This is a genomic window from Pseudomonadota bacterium (genome assembly GCA_039818985.1).
Taxonomy (GTDB): domain Bacteria; phylum Pseudomonadota; class Alphaproteobacteria; order Sphingomonadales; family Sphingomonadaceae; genus Alterisphingorhabdus.
The window spans coordinates 646,361-671,680 of record JBCBSU010000001.1 but is presented as its reverse complement, the minus strand read 5'-3'; the positions used below and the strand labels follow the sequence as shown (position 1 = coordinate 671,680).

At 58.4% G+C, this 25,320-nt stretch carries 21 protein-coding genes; 9 read left to right on the top strand and 12 right to left on the bottom strand.

Annotated features, from left to right (window positions below; all coding sequences use genetic code 11):
* Positions 1-25 precede the first annotated feature (25 nt).
* Positions 26-967 (top strand): EamA family transporter RarD, encoded by a 942-nt coding sequence (rarD, locus tag AAFX04_03070; GenBank protein MEO1044404.1) that lies wholly within the window; start codon positions 26-28, stop codon positions 965-967.
* Here the strand turns inward: rarD and pyrC are convergent.
* Positions 964-2,001 (bottom strand): dihydroorotase, encoded by a 1,038-nt coding sequence (gene pyrC, locus AAFX04_03065; GenBank protein ID MEO1044403.1) that lies wholly within the window; start codon positions 1,999-2,001, stop codon positions 964-966. The genes rarD and pyrC overlap by 4 nt on opposite strands.
* Before the next feature lie 71 nt (positions 2,002-2,072).
* Between pyrC and AAFX04_03060 the strand changes: the two genes are divergently transcribed.
* Together AAFX04_03060 and AAFX04_03055 are read left to right on the top strand one after the other, a co-directional pair.
* The gene (locus AAFX04_03060; GenBank protein ID MEO1044402.1) at positions 2,073-2,855 is read left to right on the top strand and encodes a folate-binding protein; all 783 of its coding nucleotides are present in this window, start codon (positions 2,073-2,075) and stop codon (positions 2,853-2,855) included.
* A gap of 195 nt (positions 2,856-3,050) precedes the next feature.
* Positions 3,051-3,692, top strand: coding sequence for a TetR family transcriptional regulator (locus AAFX04_03055; GenBank protein ID MEO1044401.1), 642 nt, complete (start codon positions 3,051-3,053; stop codon positions 3,690-3,692).
* On the opposite strand, the gene AAFX04_03050 is transcribed toward AAFX04_03055, so the two are convergent.
* Positions 3,693-5,285 carry a DUF389 domain-containing protein gene (locus AAFX04_03050; protein ID MEO1044400.1) on the bottom strand — a complete coding sequence of 531 codons (1,593 nt, stop codon included), beginning with the start codon at positions 5,283-5,285 and terminating at the stop codon, positions 3,693-3,695.
* A gap of 173 nt (positions 5,286-5,458) precedes the next feature.
* Here AAFX04_03050 and AAFX04_03045 point away from each other — a divergent pair, with 173 nt between their 5' ends.
* A complete protein-coding gene (locus tag AAFX04_03045) occupies positions 5,459-7,459 on the top strand; it encodes a beta-propeller domain-containing protein (GenBank protein MEO1044399.1) in 2,001 nt (666 codons plus the stop codon).
* Positions 7,460-7,625: 166 nt separating this feature from the next.
* On the opposite strand, the gene AAFX04_03040 is transcribed toward AAFX04_03045, so the two are convergent.
* Together AAFX04_03040 and acnA are read right to left on the bottom strand one after the other, a co-directional pair.
* The gene (locus AAFX04_03040; GenBank protein MEO1044398.1) at positions 7,626-7,955 is read right to left on the bottom strand and encodes a DUF423 domain-containing protein; all 330 of its coding nucleotides are present in this window, start codon (positions 7,953-7,955) and stop codon (positions 7,626-7,628) included.
* A complete protein-coding gene (acnA, locus tag AAFX04_03035; protein ID MEO1044397.1) occupies positions 7,955-10,633 on the bottom strand; it encodes an aconitate hydratase AcnA in 2,679 nt (892 codons plus the stop codon). The genes AAFX04_03040 and acnA overlap by 1 nt, the downstream gene beginning before the upstream one ends.
* Positions 10,634-10,882: 249 nt before the next feature.
* Between acnA and AAFX04_03030 the strand changes: the two genes are divergently transcribed.
* A complete protein-coding gene (locus AAFX04_03030) occupies positions 10,883-11,467 on the top strand; it encodes a hypothetical protein (protein ID MEO1044396.1) in 585 nt (194 codons plus the stop codon).
* A 23-nt stretch (positions 11,468-11,490) separates the two neighbouring features.
* Here AAFX04_03030 and AAFX04_03025 read toward each other — a convergent pair whose 3' ends face one another.
* A complete protein-coding gene (locus AAFX04_03025; GenBank protein ID MEO1044395.1) occupies positions 11,491-12,402 on the bottom strand; it encodes a DMT family transporter in 912 nt (303 codons plus the stop codon).
* 171 nt (positions 12,403-12,573) lie between these two features.
* On the opposite strand from AAFX04_03025, the gene AAFX04_03020 reads away from it, so the two are divergent.
* On the top strand, positions 12,574-14,574 hold the full coding sequence (locus AAFX04_03020; protein ID MEO1044394.1) for an alpha/beta fold hydrolase: 2,001 nt from the start codon (positions 12,574-12,576) through the stop codon (positions 14,572-14,574).
* Here the strand turns inward: AAFX04_03020 and AAFX04_03015 are convergent.
* The 3 genes from AAFX04_03015 to AAFX04_03005 form a co-directional block, all read right to left on the bottom strand.
* The gene (locus AAFX04_03015; protein MEO1044393.1) at positions 14,556-15,113 is read right to left on the bottom strand and encodes a thioredoxin family protein; all 558 of its coding nucleotides are present in this window, start codon (positions 15,111-15,113) and stop codon (positions 14,556-14,558) included. The two genes, AAFX04_03020 and AAFX04_03015, sit on opposite strands and share 19 nt — an antisense overlap.
* A 112-nt stretch (positions 15,114-15,225) precedes the next feature.
* On the bottom strand, positions 15,226-16,452 hold the full coding sequence (locus AAFX04_03010; GenBank protein ID MEO1044392.1) for a GTP-binding protein: 1,227 nt from the start codon (positions 16,450-16,452) through the stop codon (positions 15,226-15,228).
* Positions 16,453-16,562: 110 nt separating this feature from the next.
* Positions 16,563-17,468, bottom strand: coding sequence for a histone deacetylase (locus AAFX04_03005; protein MEO1044391.1), 906 nt, complete (start codon positions 17,466-17,468; stop codon positions 16,563-16,565).
* Positions 17,469-17,806: 338 nt separating this feature from the next.
* Between AAFX04_03005 and AAFX04_03000 the strand changes: the two genes are divergently transcribed.
* Positions 17,807-19,519, top strand: coding sequence for a hypothetical protein (locus AAFX04_03000; GenBank protein ID MEO1044390.1), 1,713 nt, complete (start codon positions 17,807-17,809; stop codon positions 19,517-19,519).
* 87 nt (positions 19,520-19,606) lie between these two features.
* Here the strand turns inward: AAFX04_03000 and AAFX04_02995 are convergent, their stop codons facing one another.
* From AAFX04_02995 to ispG, 4 genes are all read right to left on the bottom strand, one after another.
* Entirely contained in the window at positions 19,607-21,055 is a 1,449-nt protein-coding gene (locus AAFX04_02995; protein MEO1044389.1) for an NAD(P)-binding protein, read from the bottom strand.
* 98 nt (positions 21,056-21,153) lie between these two features.
* Complete coding sequence (locus AAFX04_02990) at positions 21,154-21,657, bottom strand: hypothetical protein (GenBank protein ID MEO1044388.1); 504 nt, start codon at positions 21,655-21,657, stop codon at positions 21,154-21,156.
* A gap of 62 nt (positions 21,658-21,719) precedes the next feature.
* Positions 21,720-22,025 carry a hypothetical protein gene (locus AAFX04_02985; protein MEO1044387.1) on the bottom strand — a complete coding sequence of 102 codons (306 nt, stop codon included), beginning with the start codon at positions 22,023-22,025 and terminating at the stop codon, positions 21,720-21,722.
* Between the two features lie 7 nt (positions 22,026-22,032).
* Positions 22,033-23,202 (bottom strand): flavodoxin-dependent (E)-4-hydroxy-3-methylbut-2-enyl-diphosphate synthase, encoded by a 1,170-nt coding sequence (gene ispG, locus AAFX04_02980; GenBank protein ID MEO1044386.1) that lies wholly within the window; start codon positions 23,200-23,202, stop codon positions 22,033-22,035.
* 106 nt (positions 23,203-23,308) lie between these two features.
* Here ispG and AAFX04_02975 point away from each other — a divergent pair, with 106 nt between their 5' ends.
* Together AAFX04_02975 and AAFX04_02970 are read left to right on the top strand one after the other, a co-directional pair.
* Positions 23,309-23,971 (top strand): SDR family oxidoreductase, encoded by a 663-nt coding sequence (locus tag AAFX04_02975; protein ID MEO1044385.1) that lies wholly within the window; start codon positions 23,309-23,311, stop codon positions 23,969-23,971.
* A gap of 209 nt (positions 23,972-24,180) precedes the next feature.
* Entirely contained in the window at positions 24,181-25,305 is a 1,125-nt protein-coding gene (locus AAFX04_02970; GenBank protein ID MEO1044384.1) for an isoaspartyl peptidase/L-asparaginase, read from the top strand.
* The last annotated feature ends 15 nt before the right edge of the window (positions 25,306-25,320 follow it).

Here is a 25,320-nt window from a genome sequence, read left to right as displayed (position 1 = left end):
TCTCGCAAGCGCCTAGATGGCGCTCATGGCGCGCGATGACACCCCCATAGAAACAGCGGTAGAGACCGAAGACAATTCGGCGCGTACCGGACTGGTCCATGCGCTCGCCGCTTACACCATCTGGGGTTTCATGCCGCTGTTCTTCAAACAGCTGGTGGAAATCTCCGCGCTCGAAGTGGTGGCGCACCGGATCATCTGGTCAGTGCCGCTGTTGCTGGTGATATTGTGGCTGCGCAAACGGCTCGGAGAGTTCGGCCGGGTGATGCGTGATCCGAAGACATTGCGGCTGATGCTGATCAGCGCGACGCTGATCGCGACCAACTGGCTGATCTATATCTGGTCGATCTATCATGACCAGATACTGGCCGCGAGCCTAGGCTATTATCTCAACCCGCTGCTCAATGTCGTGCTCGGCTATTTCTTCCTGAAAGAACGGTTGCAGCCGATACAGTGGCTCGCCGTCGCCATGGCGGCACTGGGGGTGGCGGTGCTGGCGGTGGAAACGCTGGAATCGATCTGGATCAGCCTGGCGCTGGCGGCAAGCTTCGGCCTGTACGGCATGGTGCGCAAGGTCGCGCCGGTGAAATCGGTACCTGGCCTGACCGCAGAAACGACGCTGCTGCTCCCCATCGCCGCTACGTTTGCCGGCTGGGCATTTCTATACGATTCCAGTCCGGGCATGGGCTATTCCCTGCGCACCGACATCTATCTGGTGCTGGGCGGTGCGATCACCGCGACACCTTTGCTGTTCTTCGCTTCAGCGGCAAAAAGGCTGTCGCTGGCGACTCTCGGCTTTGTGCAATATATCGGCCCGACCATCCAGTTCCTGCTCGGCGTCTTTCTCTATCGCGAGCCGCTGACCATGTCGCACCTTATCTGTTTCGGGCTGATCTGGACCGCGCTGATTCTCTATTCGGGCAATGCGCTGCTCATGGCGCGCAAAAGCTATCGGGCACGAACCGGTTAGGTGGCAAATTCCCAATCAATGGTATCGCCGGCATGAAACGGCACCACCACCGTCCCCGCAGCAGGCAACCCTTCCATCACCGTGACGGCTTTCCGGTTCAGCGTTATGCTGTCTGTGTTCCTAGGAAGGCCGTAAAAATCCGGGCCGTGAAAGGAAGCAAAGCCCTCAAAACGGTCGATAGCGCCTTCCTCTTCAAACACCGCCAGATAGCTTTCCAGCGCATAAGGCGCGCTGAAGATACCGGCACAGCCGCATGCCGACTCCTTCGCCTCGACTTCATGCGGCGCGCTGTCTGTGCCAAGGAAAAATTTCGGCGAGCCCGAAGTGGCGGCACGGCGCAGTGCCTTGCGATGCTGTTCGCGCTTGGCCACAGGCAGACAATAGGCATGCGGCCTTATGCCGCCTTCGAACATGGCATTGCGGTTGATATGCAGATGATGTGCGGTGATCGTCGCCGCGACATTGGGTCCTGCGGCTTTGACAAATTCCACCGCATCCTCGGTGGTGATATGCTCGAACACCACTTTGAGGTGCGGCAGTTCCTCGATCAGCGGACGCAATATCCGCTCGATAAACACCTTTTCCCGGTCAAATATGTCGATATCTGCATCGGTGACTTCGCCATGCACCAGCAACGGCATGCCGATATCCGCCATCCGCGCCAGCGCACCCTTGATATGGGCAATATCCGTGACCCCTGAATCCGAATTGGTCGTTGCCCCGGCGGGATAGAGCTTGGCCGCAGTATAAATGCCCGCTTCAAAGCCATACGCCATGTCGTCGGCATCAGCATTATCAGTCAGGTAGCAGGTCATCAGCGGCGTAAAATCCTGCCCTTCATCGAGCGCCGCGATGATCCGCTCGCGATAAGCCGCAGCCATGGCGCTGCTGGTCACCGGCGGCGTGAGATTGGGCATCACGATGGCGCGGGCAAATTGCCGCGCGGTATAGCGCGCCACCGCCTGAAGCATCGCGCCATCGCGCAAATGCACATGCCAGTCATCAGGGCGGGTAATCGTCAGTGTTTCGGTCATGACAACATGAATTGACACGAGACAGGCGAAAGTCAACTTGCATTGACGCAGTTGACGATTACTTATTCGGCATGGCTGCAACACATCTTTCCGAACGGGCGATCATCCGCCTCACCGCCAATGGCGATGACGACAATGTCGTCGAATTCCTCCAGGGACTGGTGACCCAGGATGTCGGCAAGCTGACCGCCGGTGAACCGCTCTGGTCGGGGCTGCTGACGGCGCAGGGCAAGGCGCTGTTCGATTTCATCCTCTGGGTCGATGGCGACGATGTCCTCGTCGATTGCGAGGCCGAGGCACGCGACAATCTGATCCGCCGCCTCACCATCTATCGCCTGCGCCGCGATATCAGCATTGATGCTGATGACAGCCTGTCGGTGCATTGGAGCCTCGATCCGCGCGACGGTGCTGTCTCTGATCCACGCATGCCGGCCTTGGGCTGGCGCTGGCTCGCCCCGGCTTCTGAAGACAGTGACAGCGCTGATGCGGCCTGGCACACCCATCGCCTTTCGCTTGGTGTTACCGAGGGGCGGGTCGAACTGGGCGATGACAAAACGCTGTGGCTCGAATGCAATGCCGAGGAGCTCAACGGTGTCGCCTATGACAAGGGCTGCTTTATCGGGCAGGAAAACACAGCGCGCATGCACTATCGTTCGCGGATCAATCGGCGGCTGGCCGTTGTCCCGAGCGACATGGCCGAGGAAAAACGGCTTCGTCACAGCCATGAAGACCATGGCCTGTGTGTCGTGCATATGCGCGTCGAGGATCTAACCGACCTGCCCATTCCTGCATGGCAGAAACAGGCGATCATCGATCACGAGCAGAAAGCGGATACCGGCAAGACCGAATCCTGAGCGTTATTTCGCAGTTGCACAAATCTGCATCCTGTGTTGCAAAAATGATAATTGATAAATACTCTCATTTATCATATAACTGTCGTATGACATTAGGACGGCAATGTGTGGAGTGCGGGACAAACCCGCCGGACACGCACCTTCTATGCATGCCGGGGGCAGTACGCGCAGGGAGTTTGCGCAAGGGAGTAATACATGCCACGTCCACAAATTGATCCTGACAAGATCCGCAACGAAATCATGGAAGCTGCGGAAGACCTGATCCGCCAGCGCGGTGCTGTCGACTTCAACATTTCCGAAATTGCCACTGCCTGCGGCATGTCGCAGTCCAATCTCTATCGCTATTTCGAATCGAAAGAGGCCTTTTACGAGGCCATGGCCGGGCGCTGGTTTGAAGAACTCAACACCATCATGGAAGAGGTCATCGCCTCCGACATGTCGGCCAAGGAAAAGATGTTCGCCTTCTTCTCCCGCCGCCTCGGGTTGAAGCGCAGCCGCTTCGAGGCCGATCCCAAGCTGTTCGAGAGCTATATGGAAATCGGGCACCAGCATTTCGAAGTCATTCGCGGCTATATCGACCTTGCTGATCACTATCTTTCGGTGATCGTTGCCGAAGCCATGGCCGAAGGTTATTTCCGGGACATGGAAATTGACCATGTGGTGTCGCTGATCAACCTGATGCTCCAGCCATTCTGCAATCCGGACATCATGATGAACATGTGGAATACATCGACCGACGCCAATCTGCACATTGTGCTGGATACGGTATTTGACGGTCTGCATGGCGGCCAGGACAAACCGGGGTTGAGCCAGCCCGATCTCAGAATCGCGTCCTGATCATTCCTCCTCCGCCGCCGCATCGGGCGGTAGCCAGTCAAGCAACAACCGCCCGGGTTGCGCCCGGCCGCGGCCGGTATAACGCGCGGTAACACCTGCCGCGCCTAACCGTTCGACCAGCGTTCGCGCAGCAGCGCCATCGCCGGACACCGCCACCGGCGCATCGATGCGCTGGATCGCCCATAAAGCCAACGCATAATCCTGCGGATCGGGCGTCGGCGGATCCCCTGCGGTCAGCAGCAATTCGGGCAACGCCGCTGCCGGCGGCTCAATAGTCACAGCCCAGTCGGGCTTCATCGCCGCCAGCCGCTGCTCCAGCACATAATAGCTGCCCAGCCCGGCATTGGGTAGCGGCTCGGCCTTGACCACCGCGCGCTTGGCAGTGCGATCGACCAGCACCTTTTCCGGTGGTACACCGGCGACCATTGCCATTGCGGTGACCAGACCGCTGACACGGCGGTCTTCCTCGATATTCTGTGCCTGCAAGCGGGCCGCGGCCAGCTCCGCCGTCTTCACTGCATCGTCATTGTCAATGCCGACACGATACTGGTTGATCACCACCTCGAACGGTTCGCCCAGCTCGTTGCTCAGCAGTCGCTGCACCCGCTCGCTGACATCGGGTTGCAACTGCGGGGTCAAAACGGTGGCGTTGATCCGGGTCGGATCGCTGATGAAATCGAGATCGATCTGGCTCACTCGCGCCTTGTCGCCAAACTGGTCCGCGACAACAGCGTTGGCACGGCGATAGGCATTGGCTTCCCAGGCGATCTGCTGCAGCGACAGGCCCAGAGGCACTGCGAGCAACAGGAAGATGCCGACCACCACCAATGACTGCCACAGTGTCTGCTGCGACGACAGTGACGAGCGAAAACCGTTGAGCCGTGCCATGATCGCTGCGGTGAGCGCGATGGTCATCAGGTTGGTGAAGAACAGCAACAGCGAGCCGCCCAATACCACGCCGTTTCCGGTGGCGAGACCAAAACCGACCACGGCCAGTGGCGGCATCAGCGCTGTCGCAATGGCAACGCCGACAATCGTGCCCTCGCGGCCCTTGATCATCGCATAGGCACCAGCCAGCGCCGAAAAGAATGCAACGCCAAGGTCGAACAGGTTGGGCCGGGTGCGTGCGGCGATTTCCGGCGTCACGGAGTCGAGCGGACTGAACAGTACGATGAAGGCGCAGAACAGAATCGACAATATCGTCCCTACCAGCAGCGCCCAGCAACAGGTTTTGAGCCATCGTATATCGCCAATCGCCAGTGCGAAGCCGGCGCCGATGATTGGACTCATCAGCGGTGACAGCAGCATTGCGCCGATGACTACCGCCGGCGATGACAGCAACAGTCCGAGAATGGCGATGCCAGCCGACATTGCGGTCATGAAGATATAGCGCCCGGTAATGCCCGATTCCGCCTGTACCTTGTTGATCACTGCAATGTGGTCGATTTCCTCAACCGAATCCTGCCACCAGTGCAGCAGCCAGTGCCAGGCCTCGCGCAACGGATCGGGGGATCTGTCCCGCTTGTCCTTGTGTTGCGAAGGCGCTTCTTTTGGGGTGTCAGCCGAAGCAGCTTGCAAATCCTGGTCAGCCACAAGCGCACCCATGACAGGGTTTCAGCCTGTATTCATGACAGAGCGTAGATCGCTCGTTGTAACGGGTGCATATCATTCGGCATGGATAGACCAGCGCCAAAGCGAAGGCCAGCCATTGCCGCAACGACATGTCGAATATTGGTATTTATGATTTTCCAGGGGAGGAAATGGTAATGACCACAGGCACAAAGCAACCTTCGAGCGGCAATGAGGCCATTGATTTCAGGCAATGCCTGGCCATGACCTTGGGCAGCGCGCTGCTATTGCTGATGGCGTGTACCGGGCAAGCCGAGCCGATCACATCTGCCCCGACTGATAGTTTGCGTGCGTTTCAGTCGGAAGAAGAGCTGAGCGAATTTCTCACTAGTCAGCGCAAAATGCGCGAGCGCCGTGCTGCAAAGTACAACTATGATTTCGAAGACGCCACGGAAGCGGCTGCAGATGCCTCAGCCCCCGCCGAGGAAAGCATTACCAACAACCAGACAGCGGGTGTCGATGAAGGCGGTATCGTCAAACGCAAGGGCGATATCATGGTCGTGCTGCGCCGTGGCCGCATCTTCACCATTTCGACGGCGAACGGCGATATGCGCGCCATCGACCATATCAATGCCTTTCCGCCTGATGCCGATGGCCGTGGTTCCTGGTATGACGAGATGCTGATCTCCGGCAATCGGGTCATTGTGATCGGTTATAGCTATTCGCGTGGCGGCACCGAGATTACACGCTTTACGCTGAGCGATGATGGCAAGCTGACCTATGAAGATGCCTATCATCTGCGTTCCAATGACTATTATTCGGCAGAAAACTACGCCTCACGCCTGATCGGCTCCGAGCTGATTTTCTACACACCGCTCGACCTTCACTATGGCGAGCAGCCTCTTGATGCCCTGCCCGGTGTCCGCCGCTGGGGTGGCGACAATGGCAAGCGTGCCTTCAACCGGATTGCCGGACCAAAACAGGTGTTTATCGCAGGCGACCTGTTCGATGATCCCGACGACAATGTCTCGACCCTGCACAGCGTCACCCGCTGCGATGTAGCCAGCGATGATTTCGACTGCGATGCCACCGCCGTTATCGCAGGATGGTCGCGCGAATTCTATGTTTCGGGAGATGCTGTCTATCTCTGGATGATGGACAATAGCCGGAGCAGGCAGGGTGATGATAACAAGGGCAAGACCAACGCCCATCTCTATCGCCTCCCGCTTGATGGTTCACGCCCTCAGGCGATCCGCGCACAGGGTATGCCGGTCAACCAATTCTCCTTTCTGGAAGAATCCGACAAGCAGCGCATCAATGTTCTGGTCACCAGCGAGAGCATCGATCCGGCAATCGAGATTTCGCGCGGATCGGGCGGCGTTGTCAGCCTGATCCAGTTGCCGCTTGATGCGCTCGGCGATGGCTCGAACAGCATTGCCGCCGACTATTACCGCGCCCTGAGCGATGCCAATGGCTATTATTGGGAGATGGAGAACCGCTTTGTCGGCAACCACATCGTCTATGGCCATGGCCGCCAGCAAGGCTATGGCCGCGAAACCAGACCGACCGCCTATGTGGCCTCTTTAGGCGGAGGCGATGCCGTCCGCATTCCGGTGAAACATGGCATCGAACGGATTGAAAAACTGGGCAGCGATGCCGTGATCATCGGCAGCGGCACCAGCGATAATCTGGGTTTCAGCGCGGTTACGCTGAACGGCGCAAAGCCGCATATCTCCAATGTTTTCACCATGCCGGCAGCCGGTCAGGGAGAGTCGCGCAGCCATGCCTATTTCTACCGCCCGGACAGGGACTCGTCCGATGGCGCCTCAGGGACGCTGGGCCTGCCCATTGCCCGGCAAGTGGAACGTCGCTTCCACCAGCAACTCGGGTCATCGGCGGCGATGCTGTTCCTGCGCCGCGACAACCGCCAATTCTCAATGGCGGGTGAACTCGACGCTGATCCCGGGAAATGGGTCGATGATGGTTGTCAGGCAAGCTGTGTCGACTGGTATGGCAATGCCCGACCGATCTTCCTCGGCGACCGCATCTTCGCGCTGATGGGATATGAACTGGTCGAAGGCCAGATGCGCAATGGCCGGATACGGGAGGCGGCGCGGCTCAACTATACGCCACAGCGCTATGGCCGTAAGGAACGGGGCCTGGATGGGCCAGCACTTAGCCCTTATCCTGTAGATTGAAAACCTTCCAGCTATGCCATAATCATATTCCTCTCCCCGGCGGGGAGAGGTCAGGTGAGGGGGAGTGAGGCGCAGCCGAGCGTCCAAGCTATCAGCTTTGTACACCCCCATCCAACCTTCCCCCTCCAAGGGGGAAGGCTATGGCGCAACTTCAGGGTAATGCAGTCTAATCGCGACGCGAATACAACCAGGCCGCCCAGAGCCATCCGGCGATAATCAGTGTACCGCCTATCGGCGTGATCGCCCCGAGCCATGTCGGTGCACCAAGGGCCATGGCGTACAGGGTCAGCGAGAAAATAGCCGCGCCAACCAGCAGCATGATCGCCGGACCGCGCGCTGCACGCATCACCACCAGCGCTGCGACGGCATGAATCAGCTGATAAAAACCGCCAGTCCGCAGCCATTCCGCTTCCTGCTCCCCCGCTGCGCCATGTGCCCCAAAGGCACCGGCGGCGACGGCGAGGGCCGCGGATAAAGCTGCGACTAGACCGATCATTACCCCGCCAGCTTACGCAGAACGTAATGCAGGATGCCGCCATTGCGGAAATATTCCATCTCATTGGCGGTATCGATGCGGCACAGCGTCTCGAATGTCTCGGTGCTGCCATCGGCGCGGGTCATGGTGACGGTGACCGTCTGACGCGGTTCCAGATCAGCGACACCGGTGATGGTGAAGCTTTCCGTACCGTCAAGATTCAGCGTATTGCGGTTGACGCCTTCGGCAAATTGCAGCGGCAGAACGCCCATGCCGACCAGATTGGAGCGGTGGATACGCTCATAGCTTTCCACGATCACGGCTTTAACACCGAGCAGATTGGTGCCCTTGGCCGCCCAGTCGCGTGAAGAGCCGGTGCCGTACTGCTCACCGCCGATGACCACCAGCGGCGTGCCATTGTCCTTATGGCGCATCGCGGCGTCATAGATCGGCATGATCTCGCCATCATATTTGGTGTAGCCGCCTTCCTTGCCATCGGCCATCTGGTTCTTGATGCGGATATTGGCGAAAGTGCCGCGCATCATCACATCATGATTGCCGCGACGCGAGCCGTAAGAGTTGAAGTCCTGACGCGCGACCTGGTGGCTGGAGAGATATTCACCGGCCGGGCTGTCCGCCTTGATCGCGCCTGCGGGCGAGATATGGTCGGTGGTGATGCTGTCACCGAGCAGCGCCAGCACCTTGGCATCGTTAATGTCGCTGATCGGTGCCGGGGTCATCTCCATTCCCTCAAAATAGGGCGGATTGGCGACATAGGTGGACCCGGCACGCCACTGATAGGTGTCCGATCCGGTGACGTCGATGGCGCGCCATGCATCATCGCCATCATAGACATTGGCATAGCGCGCCTCGAACATTTCACGGCTGACCGCGCCCTGCATCGCCAGCGTGATCTCGTCATTGCTCGGCCAGATGTCTTTCAGGAAAACCGGCTCGCCATCGCTGCCAGTGCCAAGCGGAGTTTCATACATATCCTCACGCACCGTGCCTTTCAGCGCATAGGCAACCACCAGCGGCGGCGATGCGAGATAGTTGGCGCGCACATCCTGGCTTACACGGCCTTCAAAGTTGCGGTTGCCCGATAGCACCGAGGCGGCGACCAGATCATTGTCGTTGATCGCCTTGGAAATCGGCGCGGGCAGCGGGCCGGAGTTGCCGATACAGGTGGTGCAGCCATAGCCGACCAGATTGAAGCCGAGATAATCGAGGTCATCCGACAGGCCCGCCTTATCGAGATAATCGGTCACAACCTGCGAACCCGGAGCCAGTGAAGATTTCACCCATGGCTTGCGCTGCAGACCCTTTTCGCGCGCCTTGCGCGCGACCAGGCCGGCGGCGATCAGCACATTGGGGTTGGAGGTGTTGGTGCAGCTGGTAATCGCGGCAATGGTGACATCACCATGGCCAAGATCATAATCCTCGCCCTCAACCACAACGCGCTTGTCGGGATCGGAAGAATCGAACACCTCGGTAATATCGTTGTTAAAGCCTTCGTCCAAGTCTTTCATCGAGACGCGTTGCTGCGGCAGTTTCGGACCCGAAAGCGATGGGACAACGCTGGCCATATCGAGCTCGAGTGTCGCGGTGTAAATCGCCTCAGGCGCATCGTCGAAGCGCCAGAAGCCCTGTTCCTTGGCATAGGCTTCGGTAATCGCAATCTCGTCTTCGCCACGGCCGGTGAGGCGCAGATAGTCGAGTGTCTTATCGTCAATCGGGAAGAAGCCACAGGTCGCGCCATATTCAGGTGCCATATTGGCGATGGTCGCGCGATCCGCCAGCGATAGTGCAGCAACACCCGGGCCATAAAACTCGACAAAGCGACCGACAACGCCAACTTCACGCAGCATCTGCACACAGGTGAGTACCAGGTCAGTCGCGGTGATGCCCTCGGCGAGTTCACCGGTGAGCTTAAAGCCAACCACTTCAGGGATCAGCATCGACACCGGCTGACCCAGCATCGCTGCTTCCGCCTCAATACCGCCCACGCCCCAGCCAAGAACGCCAAGACCGTTGATCATGGTGGTGTGACTATCGGTACCGACACAGGTGTCGGGATAGGCGACTTCGGTGCCGCCCTGATCCTTGCTCGACCAGACCCCGCGTGCGATATGCTCGAGATTCACCTGGTGGCAAATACCGGTGCCGGGAGGAACAACCGCGAAATTGTCAAACGCCTTGGAACCCCATTTGAGGAACTCATAGCGCTCCATATTGCGCTGATATTCCAAGGCGACATTGTTTTCAAAAGCCTGCGGCGTGCCGAATTCATCGACCATCACCGAGTGGTCGATCACCAGATGCACCGGCACCAGCGGGTTGATCTTCTGCGGATCGCCACCCAGCGCCTTGATGCCATCGCGCATCGCGGCGAGGTCCACCACGGCAGGAACGCCGGTAAAGTCCTGCATCAGCACACGGGCCGGGCGATACTGAATTTCAGCGGTCGATTTGGCCTGTTTCTGCCAGTCAACAACCGCCTGCGCATCCTCGGCCGAAACAGTCTCGCCGCCATCTTCAAAGCGCAGCATATTCTCCAGCAGCACTTTGAGGGTCATCGGCAAACGCGACACATCACCCAGTTTTTCCGCCGCCGCTGCCAGTGAATAATAGGCAATCTCCTTGCCACCGACAGTCATCGTCTTGCGGGTGCCAAGGGCGTCATTTCCAACAGCGGTCATAGGGGTTCTCCATCTGGGGGCCGTTCGTCAGGGGGATGCCAGTGCAGTGCGCTGCGACAGACGAAAAGCCGGAATCGTGAAATCTGAGCGCGCTTTACCGCAAGGGTGTTGACCGCGCAACGGAAAGCGGCGGCAAATCCGGGCAAAATTGGCGAGAGGTGACGGCGCTCTTTACCAATGGTTAACCATGAACACGGTAAAACCCGGATAGCCATGGGTCACAGACCCAGCCACATGAAGGACCAGATCATGTCATCGAGCCACAAGCGTCGCAAATTCGTGCCATCGGCCAATACCCTGTTCTATGCTGTAGCACTGGCTACCGCAGCCGCCACCGGCAGCCTGTTTGCCGTCAGCAGCGCGCAGGCCCAGACCGGCACCAATGTCCAGACCACCAGCGAGATCAAGATCGAGCGGGTACAGACCGACAGCAGCGGCCGCGAAACCAGAGTCCTGACCAGCCCCGAAACCGCACCTGTGGTGCCGGGCGATACCGTTGTGGTGATCAACAGCTATCACAATGTCGGCAGCGAGCCAGCCACCAATTTTGTCTCGGTAAACCCGATCAACCCCAATCTGGCCTTTGTCTCGGTTGCCGAAGACTGGGCCGAAGTCTCGGTCGATGGTGGCAAGACCTGGGGTCAGTTGAACCAGCTGACAATTCTGGCCGATCCGCCGGAGCAGGACGAAGCCGGACCGCCGGCAGCGTCACCGCCAACACTGGTACGCCGCTCTGCATCCGCTGCCGATGTGACCCATATCCGCTGGCGTTTTCCCCAGGCCATTGCGCCTGGCGAGAAGGGCAAGCTGTCCTTCCGCGCCACTGTGCGGTGATATTCTGACCGGCCCGGTCCGGCTCAGCCGGAAACCTGTCCGTCCAGCGTCTCGGGTTTCTGGTGTTCATGCGGCTGGCTGCGGGTGGCGAGATAGCAGCCCGCAACAATCAGCAGCGCCCCGACAATCACGCTCTCGCTCAGCGGCTCGGCAAAGAACAACCAGCCGAACAGCGCCGCCCATAGAAACATGCTATATTCGATCGGCACCAGTGCCTGGGTCTCGGCGCGGGCATAGGCCCAGCTCAGCAGCAGCACCGACACAATCGACAAAGCCGCCCCCAGCCCGATGAGCGGCATCGCTGCGGTAACCGGGAACACCGCAAACCATGGCGCGAACAGCACCAGCCAGAAGCTGACAATGCCATTCTGGAACAGCGCAATCTCCTCCGGTCGTGCAATCTGGGCCTGTTGCCGTTGCAGCACCAGATTCCAGGCATAAAGACAGGCCGAGACCAGTATCGCGGCTATGCCCAGCTGTGCCTCATCGGAGAAATCCTCGCCCAGCTTCCCGGCAACGATCACCCCGACCCCGGCAAGGCCAAGCAGCGAGGCGATGATGGCATAACGGCTGATCCGCTCTCCCAGCACCACCGCGGCGAGGTAAAGCGCGATCAGCGGTGCGATAAAGCTGATGGCAACCGCCTCGGCCATCGGTGTACGCGCCAGACCCCAGAAAAAAGTGAAGGCCATGACCGCGGTGATGCTGGCACGGATGACGTGCAGCTTGAGCGCACGGCCACGCGGCATCGGCCCCGGGCGCAGTAAAAACAGCAGTGCCGCCATCGCCGCTGCCGCCAGACAGCGCCACAGCAGCGCATTATAAGTGCCAATGTCGAGCGACAGCGCCTTCATCACCGCGTCCATTGCGCCAAAGGTCATGATGCCGCCGGCACAGGCGATAAAGGGGAGCAGTTTTGCGGCCGGTCGAGTCATAAGGGCGCATTACGCCCTTCGCCAGCCAAGTCCAGAAAATAGCAGTGCCCACTGGCCGGTTGCGCCGTCCCGCCCGATGGCCAGGTCGCACCGATAATGAACCGGTATTTTTACAATAGCCCCCTTTACAGACGATCTGCGGAATATATTCCGTTTTTCGGGGAGTTATTCATGAAGTCCATGATCAGGTTCTTTATCATCGTCGCTTTGTTGCTGCCGCTGTCAGCATATGCAGACGAGCCATCGGAAAGCGCAGAGCAGGCGCCAGTAACCGTAGAATTCATACCTGCTGAAGCCTTTGCCGCGCCGCAACATATTGTCGGCCCACAACTGTCCCCCGACGGCAACAGCATGGTCTATCGCGAGCGGCTCAAGGACAAGTCTTATCTGACAATCCACAATTTCGAGACAGCAAAGCTGGGCCGTCTGTCGGTACCGGAGAAGAGCCACATCAAATGGTATCGCTGGGCAGGTAATGACCGGATATTGATGAGTATCAGGCAAATCGAGATGTGGAAAGGCGACGAGCTGGCCGCAACAGTGCTGTATTACTACCAGGTATCGACCGGCAAATTTCACGAGATTGGTGGCAGATTGCGAGTCTTCGACAACGATAATGTGCTCTATGTCGCGCGCGACGGCAGCTACATGATCCAGTCGATCCGCGAGTCCTTCTTTGATTATCCCGGTGTCTATCGCGTCGATATATCCACTGGCGAAGCGACCGAGATCGTCAAGCCGCAAAAGAAGATATGGAAATGGGTCACCGATAATCAGGGCGTGGTACGAATGGGCATCTCCTACGGCCCACGCCGGGCGAAATATTATTATCGCAGCAGCGAAGGGGAAAAATTCGAATTTGCCGGCAAGGTCAAAACCAATGCCGAAGAGGACGAACGCGAGGAAGCGATAACCGATATTGTCCATGTCGTCAGCGGCAAGGATGAAGGCTATGTGCTGTCCAACAAGGAAACCGGGCGCTTTGCCCTATACCGGTTCAACTATCTCACCAAGGAAACCGGCGAAATGGTGATGGGGCATCCGGAAAACGACATTACCGGGTATAGCCTGAACGATGATGGGACGGCACTGGAAGCCATCTATTACACCGATATGCGCGACCGGGTGAAGTGGTTCGACCCGACAATGCAAAAACACTATCGGGGCCTGGAAAAAGCGCTCCCCGGTCGGGAAGTTTGGGTTGTGTCGCGCAGCCGCAACAACGCACGGATGATCATTTTCACCACATCGGCACAGGAACCGGGCAGCTATTATCTCTATGAACCGGCAAAACGCGCGATGCAGCGGCTGGGGGGGATCAATGATGCTATTGATCCGGCGCAGATGGCCGACACCCGATATGTCAGCTATGAAGCACGCGACGGATTGCGGATTTTCGGCTATCTCACCCTGCCCAAGGGGCGAGAACCGGAAGACCTGCCGCTGATTATATTGCCGCATGGCGGCCCGTTCGGCGTTCGCGACACGCTCGATTTCCACCCCGAGGTCCAGTTCCTCGCCAATCGCGGTTATGCGGTATTCCAGCCCAATTATCGCGGTTCAGAAAGCTATGGCGAGGATTTTTACAAAAGCGGTGAAGGAGAGATTGGCCGGGCGATGCAGGATGATCTGGACGATGCCATGGACTGGCTGGTGGCCGAGGGGATAGCCGACCCGGATCGTGTCTGTCTGGTCGGTGGGTCCTATGGTGGATATGCAGCACTGTTCGGGGTTATCCGCAATCCGGAACGTTACCGCTGTGCGGCAAGCTGGGCAGGTGTGACCGATTGGGGCAAAATACTCAAATATGACAAGAAATTCTTCAAAAGGAGCCGCCATTTCCGACAATGGCGGGAAAAGATACGCGGCGAGGACGGATTTGATCTCGACGATGTCGCCCCGGCGAGACTGGCTGACCGTCTGACCCGACCGGTGCTGCTGGCACAGGGCAAGCAGGACACGATCGTGCCCTATAGCCAGTATGAGAGGATGCTGGACGCCGCAAAGCAGGCGGGGAGTGACCGGCTCATAGAAACGATGGTCTCAGAGGAATCGGGGCACAGTTTCGACGGACCCGAGACAGAGGCCGAATGGTATAGGCGGCTCGAAGCCTTCCTGACCAAGCATAACCCTGCATATGTCGAGCAAGAAAGCTATAGCTCAGCAAAATAGGCAAAAATATCATCCGCATCGCGGCTGGCGGCGTTGCGCCAGCTCTTTGCGTCTTCTGCCGAGTTGCGCAGCGTGCCGTCAGGGGTAACGATCAGCACATTGGGGGTGCCGCTGATATTCTCGACACCAAAGCGCGCGGCTATGTCGAGATTGCGTCCTTCATTCGTCTGTGGGCTGCCGATATCGACATAGACCAGCTCATATCTTGCCGCGATCATTGGCGCGAAGCGCGCGCTTTGCAGATGCCCGGCAAGGCCACGGCTGTCATGGCACCAGTTCGCCCCCATGATGATCAGTGTATCGACGCCACGCATGGCGGCGCGTGCCAGCGCCGCATCGACATCGGCCAAGGCATCACGTCTTTCATCATAGGGCTTTGCTTCGGGATGCGCGTCTTCGCTGCTTTGCGCTGTCTTGGAATGGGCGCTATCCGAAAGCTCCACCCTTGCTGACGCATCGAGCGGTGATGCCACGCTCAGCGAAGTAGCAAACAGGGCAGAGAGCAATGCAGTAGCGATGACGAGGCTCTGGTCTGACATAGTGCCGGGTTCCTAGCGTCGATCTGGCATAGGCCGCAACCGAAGTGACGCCGCGCAGCCCAAAGTCATTCCGCCTAGACTGTCAGTCAATCCTATCCAGCGATTTACGCAATCACGCCGCTTCCAGCGCGTGGGTCTGCGGGCCCCAATCGGGGAAGGGATCGTCGAGATGCGCCCATTGTTCGGGCACATAATCGTCCTCATCGACCAGACAGGCATCCAGCCGCTTGCGGATCAGGGCCTCGTCCATATTGATACCGATAAACACCAGAGACTGGCGCCGGTCGCCCCATGTCTCATCCCACTGGTCAGCGACATGCTCTTCAAAGCTGCCATCATGGGGCCACTGGTTTTTCGGCACAGCCGCCCACCAGCGGCCAAGACGCGATGTCACGGTCTGGCTCCCGGCAACCGCCAGATCACCAACCCACCAGGGCCGCGTCGCGAGCCAGAACAGACCCTTGGCGCGCACCACATTGTCCATGCCACCCTGAGTCAGGAAAAAATGAAATTTGCCCGGATCAAAGGGGCGACGGGCACGATAGACAAAACTTTCAATGCCATATTCCTCGCTCTCCGGCACATGGTCGGCAAAGCCATAGAGCTCCTTGAACCACAGCGGGTGTTCCTGCGCCTTTTCCTCATCGAACAGGCCGGTGTCGAGGATCAGGGACAGTTCGACATCGCTATAATCGGTGGTCACGATCTTCGCACCTGCATTGAGCGACGCGACCAGCTTCTTCACAATCGTCAGTTGTTCAGGCGAAACCGCACTCGCCTTGTTGATGACCACGATATCGGCAAATTCGATCTGCTCGACCAGCAGCCCGACCAGCGACCGGTCATCGTCATCGCCGAGAGATTCGCCGCGATCGGCGAGAAAATCCTGGCTTGAATAATCCTTGAGCAGATTGATTGCATCGACAACCGTCACCATGGTGTCCAGCCGCGCCACATCGCCGAGGCAATCGCCTTCCTCATCGCGGAAAGAGAATGTCGCTGCGACCGGCAAGGGCTCGGAAATGCCAGTGCTTTCAATCACCAGATAGTCGAACCGGCCTTCCGCAGCGAGGCCACGTACCTCTTTCAGCAGGTCATCGCGCAAGGTGCAGCAGATGCAGCCATTGGTCATCTCCACCAGGCTTTCCTCGGAGCGCGACAGCGCTGCCTCGCCGCCGCGAACCAGCTCGGCATCGATATTCACTTCCGACATATCGTTGACGATCACCGCAACCTTGCGGCCCTCGCGATTGGCGAGAATGCGATTCAGCAGCGTGGTCTTGCCCGCGCCCAGAAAGCCCGAAAGGACGGTAACCGGTAGGCGATTGTCATTCTGCATCGCGATACGCTCCTCTGTTCAGCATGAGATTTCCAAATGATATACTGTATCATTGCGCATATGGATAGGGCCCAGGCTGCGGTCAAGGGCTGGAGGATCGATCGGCAATCCTAGCCGTGGCGCATATTTTCATCCGCCATGGTCAGCATGGATGCTGCATGGCGTGCCGCGACCTGGCGCTGGTCATGGCCATAGCCACCGCCCAGCGCACTGGCGACAGGCAGGCCGCGCCGCCGCGCCTGATACACGACGAAACGGTCGCGCGCCACGAGACCGGCATCGCTCAACGCCAGCCGACCAAGACGGTCATCCATATGCGGGTCGACACCGGCCTGGTAGAAAATGAAGTCGGGCCGGAAATCATCGATAATCGCCGGCAATTCACGTTCGAGCAGCGCCATATAATCACTGTCGCCAACGCCGTCGGGCAGGCCGATATCGCGATTGGACCGCGCCTTGCGCACCGGGAAGTTCTTCTCCGCATGCACCGACAGGGTGAACACATCCTCCCGTCCCGCCAGCAGCGAGGCCGTGCCATCGCCCTGATGTACGTCGAGATCGATCACCAGCACCCGGCGTGCATCACCCTCGGCGATCAGCCGGTTGCTGGCGACCGCCAGATCGTTGAACACGCAATAGCCCGCGCCGGTATCGTGCAGCGCATGATGACTTCCCGCGGCGCTGTTGGCGGCATAACCGTGCTGCATCGCCAACTGCGCCGCAGCCCAGGTGCCGCCATTGGTATGCTGCACGCGCGATGCGATATGCGGCGTCACCGGGAAACCGATGCGCCGCTCCTTGTCATAAGGAACGCTGGCACTGAGAACCTCGTCGACATAGTCCGGGCTGTGCACCGCCGCCAGCCAGTCGCGCGGCATCGGCTGCGGCGCATGTTCGGTAATCGGCGCGCCGCTCTGGCGCAGTTCTTCCATCACCAGATAATATTTGTCGAATTTGAATGTGCCGCGTTCTGGCCGGGGCGCCATATAATCGGCATGATGAACGACATGGAGCATATCGGCTATTTAAGAACCCCGAGCCACTTCCACCACCCTTCCACCTCCCGATTATCCATGCGCGTGCAGTGATAGCTGTCATGCGCCGATAGCAAGTCCGTTCTATACAATAACCGCAGAGTAAATAATTGCATAAGCATCGTATCGATTCGCGAAAACATGAACAATTACTATCATTTTTGATGTTTTGTCTGTGTCGCATCGATGTTGAGACGCCCTGGATGCGCCTCGAACAATAAACTCCGGTCGCAAATCAATGTGATGGCCTGCAGCCGTTCAAGCGCCAAGCCCCTGCTTGCGCCTGCAATAGGGCCATCTGGATAGAACAGGAGGAGAGAATGACTTTGTTGAACAACCCCATATTGCACCACACAATATTCCATGACACCCTGATCGCCGATCTGGTGATCGATCGGCGGATAGGCTGGTTTCGCGACTGCAAGCCGAGAATATTGATCGTTGCCGATGGCTCACTGGGCTTTGACACCAATGGTTTCGGCCTCACGCGCTTTATCGAAGCGCTGACCGTGCACAACAGCACGACCCTGCAACCGACGATCAAGCTGGCGCATCGCGGACCTGGCGCGGACACCAGCGTGACCATTGCCGGCACCACATATGATCTTGACCGGGACTTTGATTTCGCCAGTGCCTCACCATCGGTCACCACCGGCAATTATGACCAGATATGGATGTTCGGCATCAGCACCTCGGCGATCAGCAACAGCGAAGTCGAGACTATCGCCGAATTCATGAACGCTGGAGGTGGCGTCTTCTCCACCGGCGATCACGCTGCACTGGGTGCCGGCATGGGCAACCGTCTGCCACGCATCCGCCATATGCGTGAATGGGCCGGCGTCCCAATGGGTACCGAGACCCTGCCGACCGCGCTCAACCGTATCGATACCGTTGTCGACCCGGGTGCGAACGATATTTATGAATTCTCTGATCAGGGCGATGATATTCCCCAGCGTATCTACCCCAATTATTCGGTTACGGGACCCGGCGGCTCTGGTGGCTGGACGGCGACCGTCCACCCGTTATTATTGCTCTCCGGTGCTCCCTTGAGCCGTCTTAGCGGTGACCCGGCGCTGTTTTCCAACGATATGGATGTGCTGCCCGATCACCCGCATGAAAGCGAATGCTATGCAGTCACCGATCCCAATGTGCTGGACGATGACTATACCGAAGCCGGCATGAACTTTAAGGAGTTCCGCCGCCGGGCCGGGTCAACAGACCGCGTTGGCAGCGAGATCGTCGCCTTTGCCGTGTCGGGCGGTCGGTCGGTATTCAATGGTGTCTGGAAGCCGCCGGTCACACCGCGCATGTTCGGGGTGATTTCTGCTTATGACGGGCATCAGTGCAACCCCTATCCCAACCAGAATGCCCGCCCCGGTCGTATTGTCTGCGATGCGACATGGCATCACTTCGTCAATGTCAATCTGGAAGGCATGGGGACGACCGTCGGCGGCAGCTTCATGCCCGATATCAACCTGTCGAAAATCTATCGCTATTATCAGAACACAGTGAAATGGCTTATGCCGTCCAATCGGCGGCGCTGTTTCATTTTCACGATCCTGACCGCAACCCGTTTCCATTTCGAACTGATCGAGGAGATCACGACGATCGGCAAGATACGCGAGATGGAAGACCTGCTGACCATCGGTGCAGGCGCGTTCCAGATTATCGAAAACGCGATCGGACCGGGCACGGCGGAGAATATGGTCGCCGAACTGCTGCGGTCCGATGAATCGACTGCAGAAATCGGCGACCGACTGGTTTCCGCAACAAACGGCCTTGGCGCCGATGACAAAAAGCGCATCGTCGACATGACGCTGGGCAATGCAGTCGCCATGCTGGTCGAGGCGATGCCGGCGCATGACGACGAGCGTACGCTGAAGCTGATCGGAGGCGATGCGGCCGAGGAGATGGAAGAGAGGCTGCAAAAGCAGGCGGTCAAATCTGTCGAAATGGCGGTCAAGGTCAGTCGCGAGCGGCTTGAGGCCCGGGCCAAGGCGCTCGAACGGTTTGCAGGCAAGAAAGCGCGATAAAGACCTGCCGCTACGCTCTGACCTTCTCGGATCGAGCCATAGCGGCAGCAACAAATCCGGCAGCAGCGGCCAACCGCGCGATAGCGATCAGGCCGCTGCTGCCTTTGCCTGTTGTGCCTGCATGATCAGCTTCGGGATATTCTGTGCCGCCAGCCCGCCATATTCGCGGAAACGCTTCATGATTTCGGTCTTGTCCTGATCGTCCGGGCCAATGGCAGCGATGGTGGCACTGAAGCCATCGAGACGGCTCCCGAGCATCCAGTCGCGGATTTTGCCCTCCTGGGTCCAGTTCATCTGGTTGACCAGATTGCCCATGCACGCGGCGGGATACTGATCCATGGTATCGGGCAGCGGCACCGGCATGGCGAGGCGGTTACGCTCCGCATCATCTTCATAATTGGCCTCAATAAAGGCACATAAAGCCGCGCTGAATGCCGGTTGCGGAATACGCGCCATTTGCAGCACGATTTTGCCCGGCTGGTACATCGGCACGGTGTCGCGCAATTCGACAGCGGTGGCGGTACAGTCGATATAGAGGGTATCGGCGGGCATGGGGTGCCGTTCGCCATTGGCAAAGGTCAGGCCATCGGCATCGACGCTCGCCACCCGGCCCTTGCGGACGACATCGGTGATCCGACGCAAGATATCGACTTCGCCCTGCGAGATGGTGGCATAGTGGAACATGCCCGGCTCTACCCCGGGGTCGATGCGTAGCATAAAATTGGCGGCTTCGAGCCGGTGGAACAGATCGGTAATATCTTCGGCCTCGGCCAGTGCCTGCATCAGCGATGCCTGACCACCTATGGCGCTGTCGAAGAACTCGATCCCTGGCTGGGTGCAGGCACGGTTGAGCAGCCAGCTGTCGCGCGGCACCACCCAGCTGATCTGCTCGGGCGAAGCACCCGAATTCATCAGCCAGACGCCGACATCCATCGCCGTCTTGCCCGCGCCGACAATGCAGAAATGCGACGGCACCGCATCCGGATCCTTCCAGAGCTGCGGCAGATCATTGGGCGGGATACATCGGACGCCATCGGCGACACCATATTTGCGATCATGGGTCGAGGGCACCGAAGTGCCATAATGGGTGGCATCAACCAGTTTCTTCCGCACGGTAACCGACTGCTTTTCGCCCGAAAGCAAATGGGTAAAGCGGTGATCCGCACCGTCTTCGGGCCAGTGATATTCGCTCATCGGGAAATAGCGCACCCGACCCGATGGTATCAGCCGCTGATGCATGACCTTGTAGAAATAGCCGCTGACCTCGGGCCCGCTCGCAAGCTCATAATAGCCCTTGTTATAGCCCGCCTCGTCGATGCGGTTTGTACCCAGATCCATCGAATTGACACCGTAAAAGGCCGAGGGCTGGTGCAACGCAACAAAGCTGTAGGCATCATTCCAGTGCCCGCCCGGCTCACCATGACGGTCAACGATAATGATATCCGCGTCAGGGTCTTCCTCGATCAGGGTATCGGCAAAGGCAAGGCCGACAGCACCCGCGCCAATGATAAGATAGTCGGTTTCTAGAGTGGTCATGGTTAAAGCCCTGAATGAGGTTTCGCTTTGCAACCCATAACCGTAACTGGCGAGTCTGTCGAACGGCGTTTATCGCTTTGTGCAAACCTGGTTAAAAGCTAATCTACGAGGCATGCGCTCTCGTCTTCGGTTTCAACCGTCTCCGGTACAAAACCGCAGCGCAGGGCAAAGAGCAGGTCATCGACTTTCGGATTGTAATCATCGAGCGGGGACAGCTCGAATACAAAGCTGTTTTCAGGAATGATATTATAGCATTTGCTGTCATCGCTATTGAAAGAGTCACAGGGCCAGACCACGGCACGGCCAGGTTCCGAGCCGATGACGATGGAGAAGCTGTCATATTCGTTGAGATTGGCAGGCTCCAATATGTTGTCTTCGGCACATGCCTGAACCACGGCTTTGCGGACGGCTTCCATCACCGCGGCTTTGTCCAGAGTGCTGTCATCAAAATCGTTGACCGCATAGAAGCGCATTTCCATGTCAAAGCTGCACGCCTCGCGGGATGCGCTGCCTTGTGACTGCACGTCATCCTGCTGCGCCTGCAGCGCACTCGGGCATTGGCAGAGCAGCAACAGTGCAATCACCGCCTGTATCAAACGCATCGAAACCTCATTGATTACTATACATAATCGCCGACTTTATCGCTGGGAAGCTGACCAGAAGATTACTGTTCGGTAAGAGACTGGACCTCGAGCCGGTCGACCCGCAGCCGTCTGACATGCAGATCATCAATCTGCGCCTTGCGCAGCTTCAGCCTGCCGATGCTGAGCCGTCCGATAGCCAGCGCGCCTATGGCAAGCACTCCCAGTGCCACTGCACCGATGGCCAATGCGCCGATAGAAGTTGCGCCCTGCGCAACCGCATCGGTTGCACTTGCGCCCATGGCTTCCGAGCCCACCTTGACTTTAATGGCAGAGATTGCCGGCTGAATGACTTCGGTTTTCTGTTGTTCCACCATAGTCATGTCCATGTGCTGTTCACTCCGCCGCTTCCACCTGCTTTTGCGGTTCGGCATGGGGGTCAAAAGCTACGGCCTCGCCGGCCTCAATCGCGGCGGCCTTTTCCTCGACCAGCCTGACGATATGATCGAGCATATCGCCATCCTCGACCGTGTGATCGGTGATGCCGGAGAGATAGACCATATGCTTGCCCTTGCCGCCCCCGGTCAGGCCGATATCGGTCTCGCGCGCCTCGCCGGGGCCATTGACGACGCAGCCAAGGACCGAGAGCGACATCGGCGTGTTGATATGCTGCAACCGCTCTTCCAGCGTCTGCACCGTGCGGATCACGTCAAAGCCCTGCCGCGCGCAGGACGGGCAGGAGATAATCTTGACGCCACGGGTGCGGATGCCGAGCGATTTGAGGATTTCATAACCGACGCGGACCTCGTCCTCAGGCTCGGCCGAAAGCGAGACGCGGATGGTGTCGCCAATACCGGCCCAGAGCAGATTGCCCATGCCGATGGCGGACTTGACCGAACCGCCGATCAGGCCGCCTGCCTCGGTAATGCCGACATGCAGCGGGCAATCCACCGCATCGGCAAGCTGACTGTAAGAAGCGACCGCAAGGAATACGTCCGACGCCTTCACCGCCACCTTATATTCATGGAAATCATGGTCCTGAAGCAGCTTGATATGGTCAAGCGCGCTCTCGACCAGTGCCTCGGGGCAAGGCTCGCCATATTTTTCCAGCAGGTGTTTTTCCAGTGACCCAGCATTGACGCCGATGCGGATCGCACAGCCATTGGCCTTGGCTGCATTGACCACCTCTTTGACGCGGTCATCGCCGCCGATATTGCCCGGATTGATGCGCAGACACGCCGCGCCATTATCCGCGGCTTCCAGAGCGCGCTTATAGTGGAAGTGAATATCCGCCACTACCGGCACCCGCGCGGCACGGGTGATCTGCTTCATCGCCGCGGTCGATGCCACATCAGGGCAAGAGACGCGGATAATGTCCACTCCTGCCTCTTCGCAACGGCGGATCTGGTCCACTGTGGCTTTGACATCATCTGTCGGCGTGTTGGTCATGGTCTGCACCGAGACCGGCGCATCGCCACCCACGGCGACATCGCCGACCATGATCTGACGGCACTGGCGGCGCTCGATATCGCGCCATGGACGCAATGAAGGATTTCCAGCAGACATTAAAGGCAACCTTTGTTCAGTGTTACGCGTTGCCTCCCATATAGCGGATAAGAAACGGATATTCGAGACTAAAGCGGTCTGATTAGCGATATTGAAGGAGACTATCATGGCGACAGTTTTGATCACAGGCGCCAATCGCGGCATCGGTCTGGAGCTGGCAAAGCAATATGCTGCGGCGGGGCATGAGGTTATCGCCACCGCGCGCAATGTGGATGCAGCGAACGAACTGCGCGCGACCGGAGCGCAGCTTGAACAACTCGATGTCAGCGAGAGCACAGGCTATGCCGATTTCGTTACTAGGATCGGTGGCAAACCGATTGATATCTTTATTAACAATGCCGGTATTGGCGGCGCAGAAGGGGATGACCCTGAGGGTTGGCTCAACACCTTCATGGTCAACACCGTCGCCCCCTCCATGTTGGCGCAAGCGCTGAAAGCCAATGTCGCCGCCAGCGATCAGAAAAAGCTGATAGCGATCAGCTCCACTCTAGGCAGCATTGCCATGAATGATAGCGGCGGGATGCTGCGCTATCGCTCGTCCAAAGCAGCGCTCAACGCAGCATGGCAGTCGCTTGCCATCGATATGCGCGATGATGGCATCACCGTTGCGACGCTCCACCCCGGCTGGGTGCAAACCGATATGGGCGGGCCCAATGCCAGCATCACCACACAGGAAAGCGCAAGCGGCCTGATACAGGTGATTGATGTCCTGACATTCGATGAGACCGGCGCGTTCAAGGACTATACCGGCAAGACACTGCCCTGGTAACTCAACAAATAACCATACCATAAAGGAAACCGTCATTGCGAGGAGCGCAGCGACGCGGCAATCCAGAGTCTCGCACGAAACGCTCTGGATTGCTTCGCTTCGCTCGCAATGACGCGGTTAATTTGACCGATCTCGCTCGTATTTGCAGCACTTATTGCCTGTGCGCCAATCAATGCTAGACCTGTCTCTCACAAAAGGGAGTCGTGTTTATGCGCATATATTTGATCATTATGCTCGCCTGCGTCGGGCTGGTTTCTCCAACACTCGCGCAAGAGACGACAAGCGCCGCGCCTGAGCCAGAAAAACGCTGGTCGCTGGTGATCCATGGCGGCGCGGGCACCATAGCGCGCGACCGGATTACGCCGGAGCAGGATACCCGCATCCGCGATGCACTCAACCGCGCGCTTGAGGCTGGCTCTGCAATATTGGCGGAAGGCGGCGATTCCACTGATGCCGTCACCGCGGCCATTACCGTTCTGGAAAATGATCCCAATTTCAACGCCGGCTTTGGGGCGGTGTTCACATGGGACGAAACCAACCGGCTCGACGCCTCGATCATGGACGGTGCCACCCGCAATGCCGGGGCGGTGGCCGGGATCAGCGCCACCAAAAACCCCATATTGCTCGCCCGCGCAGTAATGGAGAAAAGCCCGCATGTGATGCTTGCCGGCGCCGGCGCCGATGCATTTTCGCGCGAACAGGGTCTGACCCAGGTCGATCCGGGCTATTATTCCACCCCTGACCGGCTGCGCGCGCTGCGCAAATTCAAGGCAAAGCATGCCGAAGACACATCGGTGACCGCGCTCGATTATGACCGCAAATTCGGCACTGTGGGCGCAGTGGCACTGGACATGCAGGGCAATATCGCCGCAGGCACCAGCACCGGCGGCATGACCGGCAAGCGCTATGACCGTATCGGCGACAGCCCGATTATCGGTGCTGGCACCTATGCCGACAATCGCAGCTGCGGTGTCTCGGCCACGGGTTCGGGCGAATATTTCATCCGAGTCGGCGTAGCACAGGAAATCTGCACCCGCTTGCGGCTGACTGCGGAGTCCAACGTCCTGGCTCTGCTCAATCAGGCTGCTGCGCGCAACGCAGAACCGGATCCGGAGATGCTTTCCAGCCTGCAGCGCAACCCGCTCAGCGGTGATGAGGTGCAGGATATTGCCGACAATGTGATCGGTGAAATGGGGAACCTTGGCGGTTCTGGTGGCATTATCTATCTGACCCCCTGGGGTCATGCGGGATACAGCTTCGACACACCGGGCATGTATCGCGGCATGGCGACCAGCAGTGGCTCACACAGCGTCGCCATTTACGGGGATGAATAAATATTGAAGGGAACG

Bases quoted from the DNA above. Each gene is read 5' to 3' on its own strand.
- ispG (MEO1044386.1), bottom strand. From the start codon at position 23,202: ATGTCTGCTGGAAATCCTTCATTGCGTCCATGGCGCGATATCGAGCGC.
- AAFX04_03010 (MEO1044392.1), bottom strand. From the start codon at position 16,452: ATGCAGAATGACAATCGCCTACCGGTTACCGTCCTTTCGGGCTTTCTG.
- AAFX04_02995 (MEO1044389.1), bottom strand. From the start codon at position 21,055: ATGACCACTCTAGAAACCGACTATCTTATCATTGGCGCGGGTGCTGTC.
- pyrC (MEO1044403.1), bottom strand. From the start codon at position 2,001: ATGACCGAAACACTGACGATTACCCGCCCTGATGACTGGCATGTGCAT.
- AAFX04_03015 (MEO1044393.1), bottom strand. From the start codon at position 15,113: ATGTCAGACCAGAGCCTCGTCATCGCTACTGCATTGCTCTCTGCCCTG.
- AAFX04_03055 (MEO1044401.1), top strand. From the start codon at position 3,051: ATGCCACGTCCACAAATTGATCCTGACAAGATCCGCAACGAAATCATG.
- AAFX04_03020 (MEO1044394.1), top strand. From the start codon at position 12,574: ATGAAGTCCATGATCAGGTTCTTTATCATCGTCGCTTTGTTGCTGCCG.
- AAFX04_03030 (MEO1044396.1), top strand. From the start codon at position 10,883: ATGTCATCGAGCCACAAGCGTCGCAAATTCGTGCCATCGGCCAATACC.
- AAFX04_03045 (MEO1044399.1), top strand. From the start codon at position 5,459: ATGACCACAGGCACAAAGCAACCTTCGAGCGGCAATGAGGCCATTGAT.
- AAFX04_02990 (MEO1044388.1), bottom strand. From the start codon at position 21,657: ATGCGTTTGATACAGGCGGTGATTGCACTGTTGCTGCTCTGCCAATGC.
- acnA (MEO1044397.1), bottom strand. From the start codon at position 10,633: ATGACCGCTGTTGGAAATGACGCCCTTGGCACCCGCAAGACGATGACT.
- AAFX04_02970 (MEO1044384.1), top strand. From the start codon at position 24,181: ATGCGCATATATTTGATCATTATGCTCGCCTGCGTCGGGCTGGTTTCT.
- AAFX04_03025 (MEO1044395.1), bottom strand. From the start codon at position 12,402: ATGACTCGACCGGCCGCAAAACTGCTCCCCTTTATCGCCTGTGCCGGC.
- rarD (MEO1044404.1), top strand. From the start codon at position 26: ATGGCGCGCGATGACACCCCCATAGAAACAGCGGTAGAGACCGAAGAC.
- AAFX04_03060 (MEO1044402.1), top strand. From the start codon at position 2,073: ATGGCTGCAACACATCTTTCCGAACGGGCGATCATCCGCCTCACCGCC.
- AAFX04_03000 (MEO1044390.1), top strand. From the start codon at position 17,807: ATGACTTTGTTGAACAACCCCATATTGCACCACACAATATTCCATGAC.
- AAFX04_02975 (MEO1044385.1), top strand. From the start codon at position 23,309: ATGGCGACAGTTTTGATCACAGGCGCCAATCGCGGCATCGGTCTGGAG.
- AAFX04_03005 (MEO1044391.1), bottom strand. From the start codon at position 17,468: ATGCTCCATGTCGTTCATCATGCCGATTATATGGCGCCCCGGCCAGAA.
- AAFX04_02985 (MEO1044387.1), bottom strand. From the start codon at position 22,025: ATGGACATGACTATGGTGGAACAACAGAAAACCGAAGTCATTCAGCCG.
- AAFX04_03040 (MEO1044398.1), bottom strand. From the start codon at position 7,955: ATGATCGGTCTAGTCGCAGCTTTATCCGCGGCCCTCGCCGTCGCCGCC.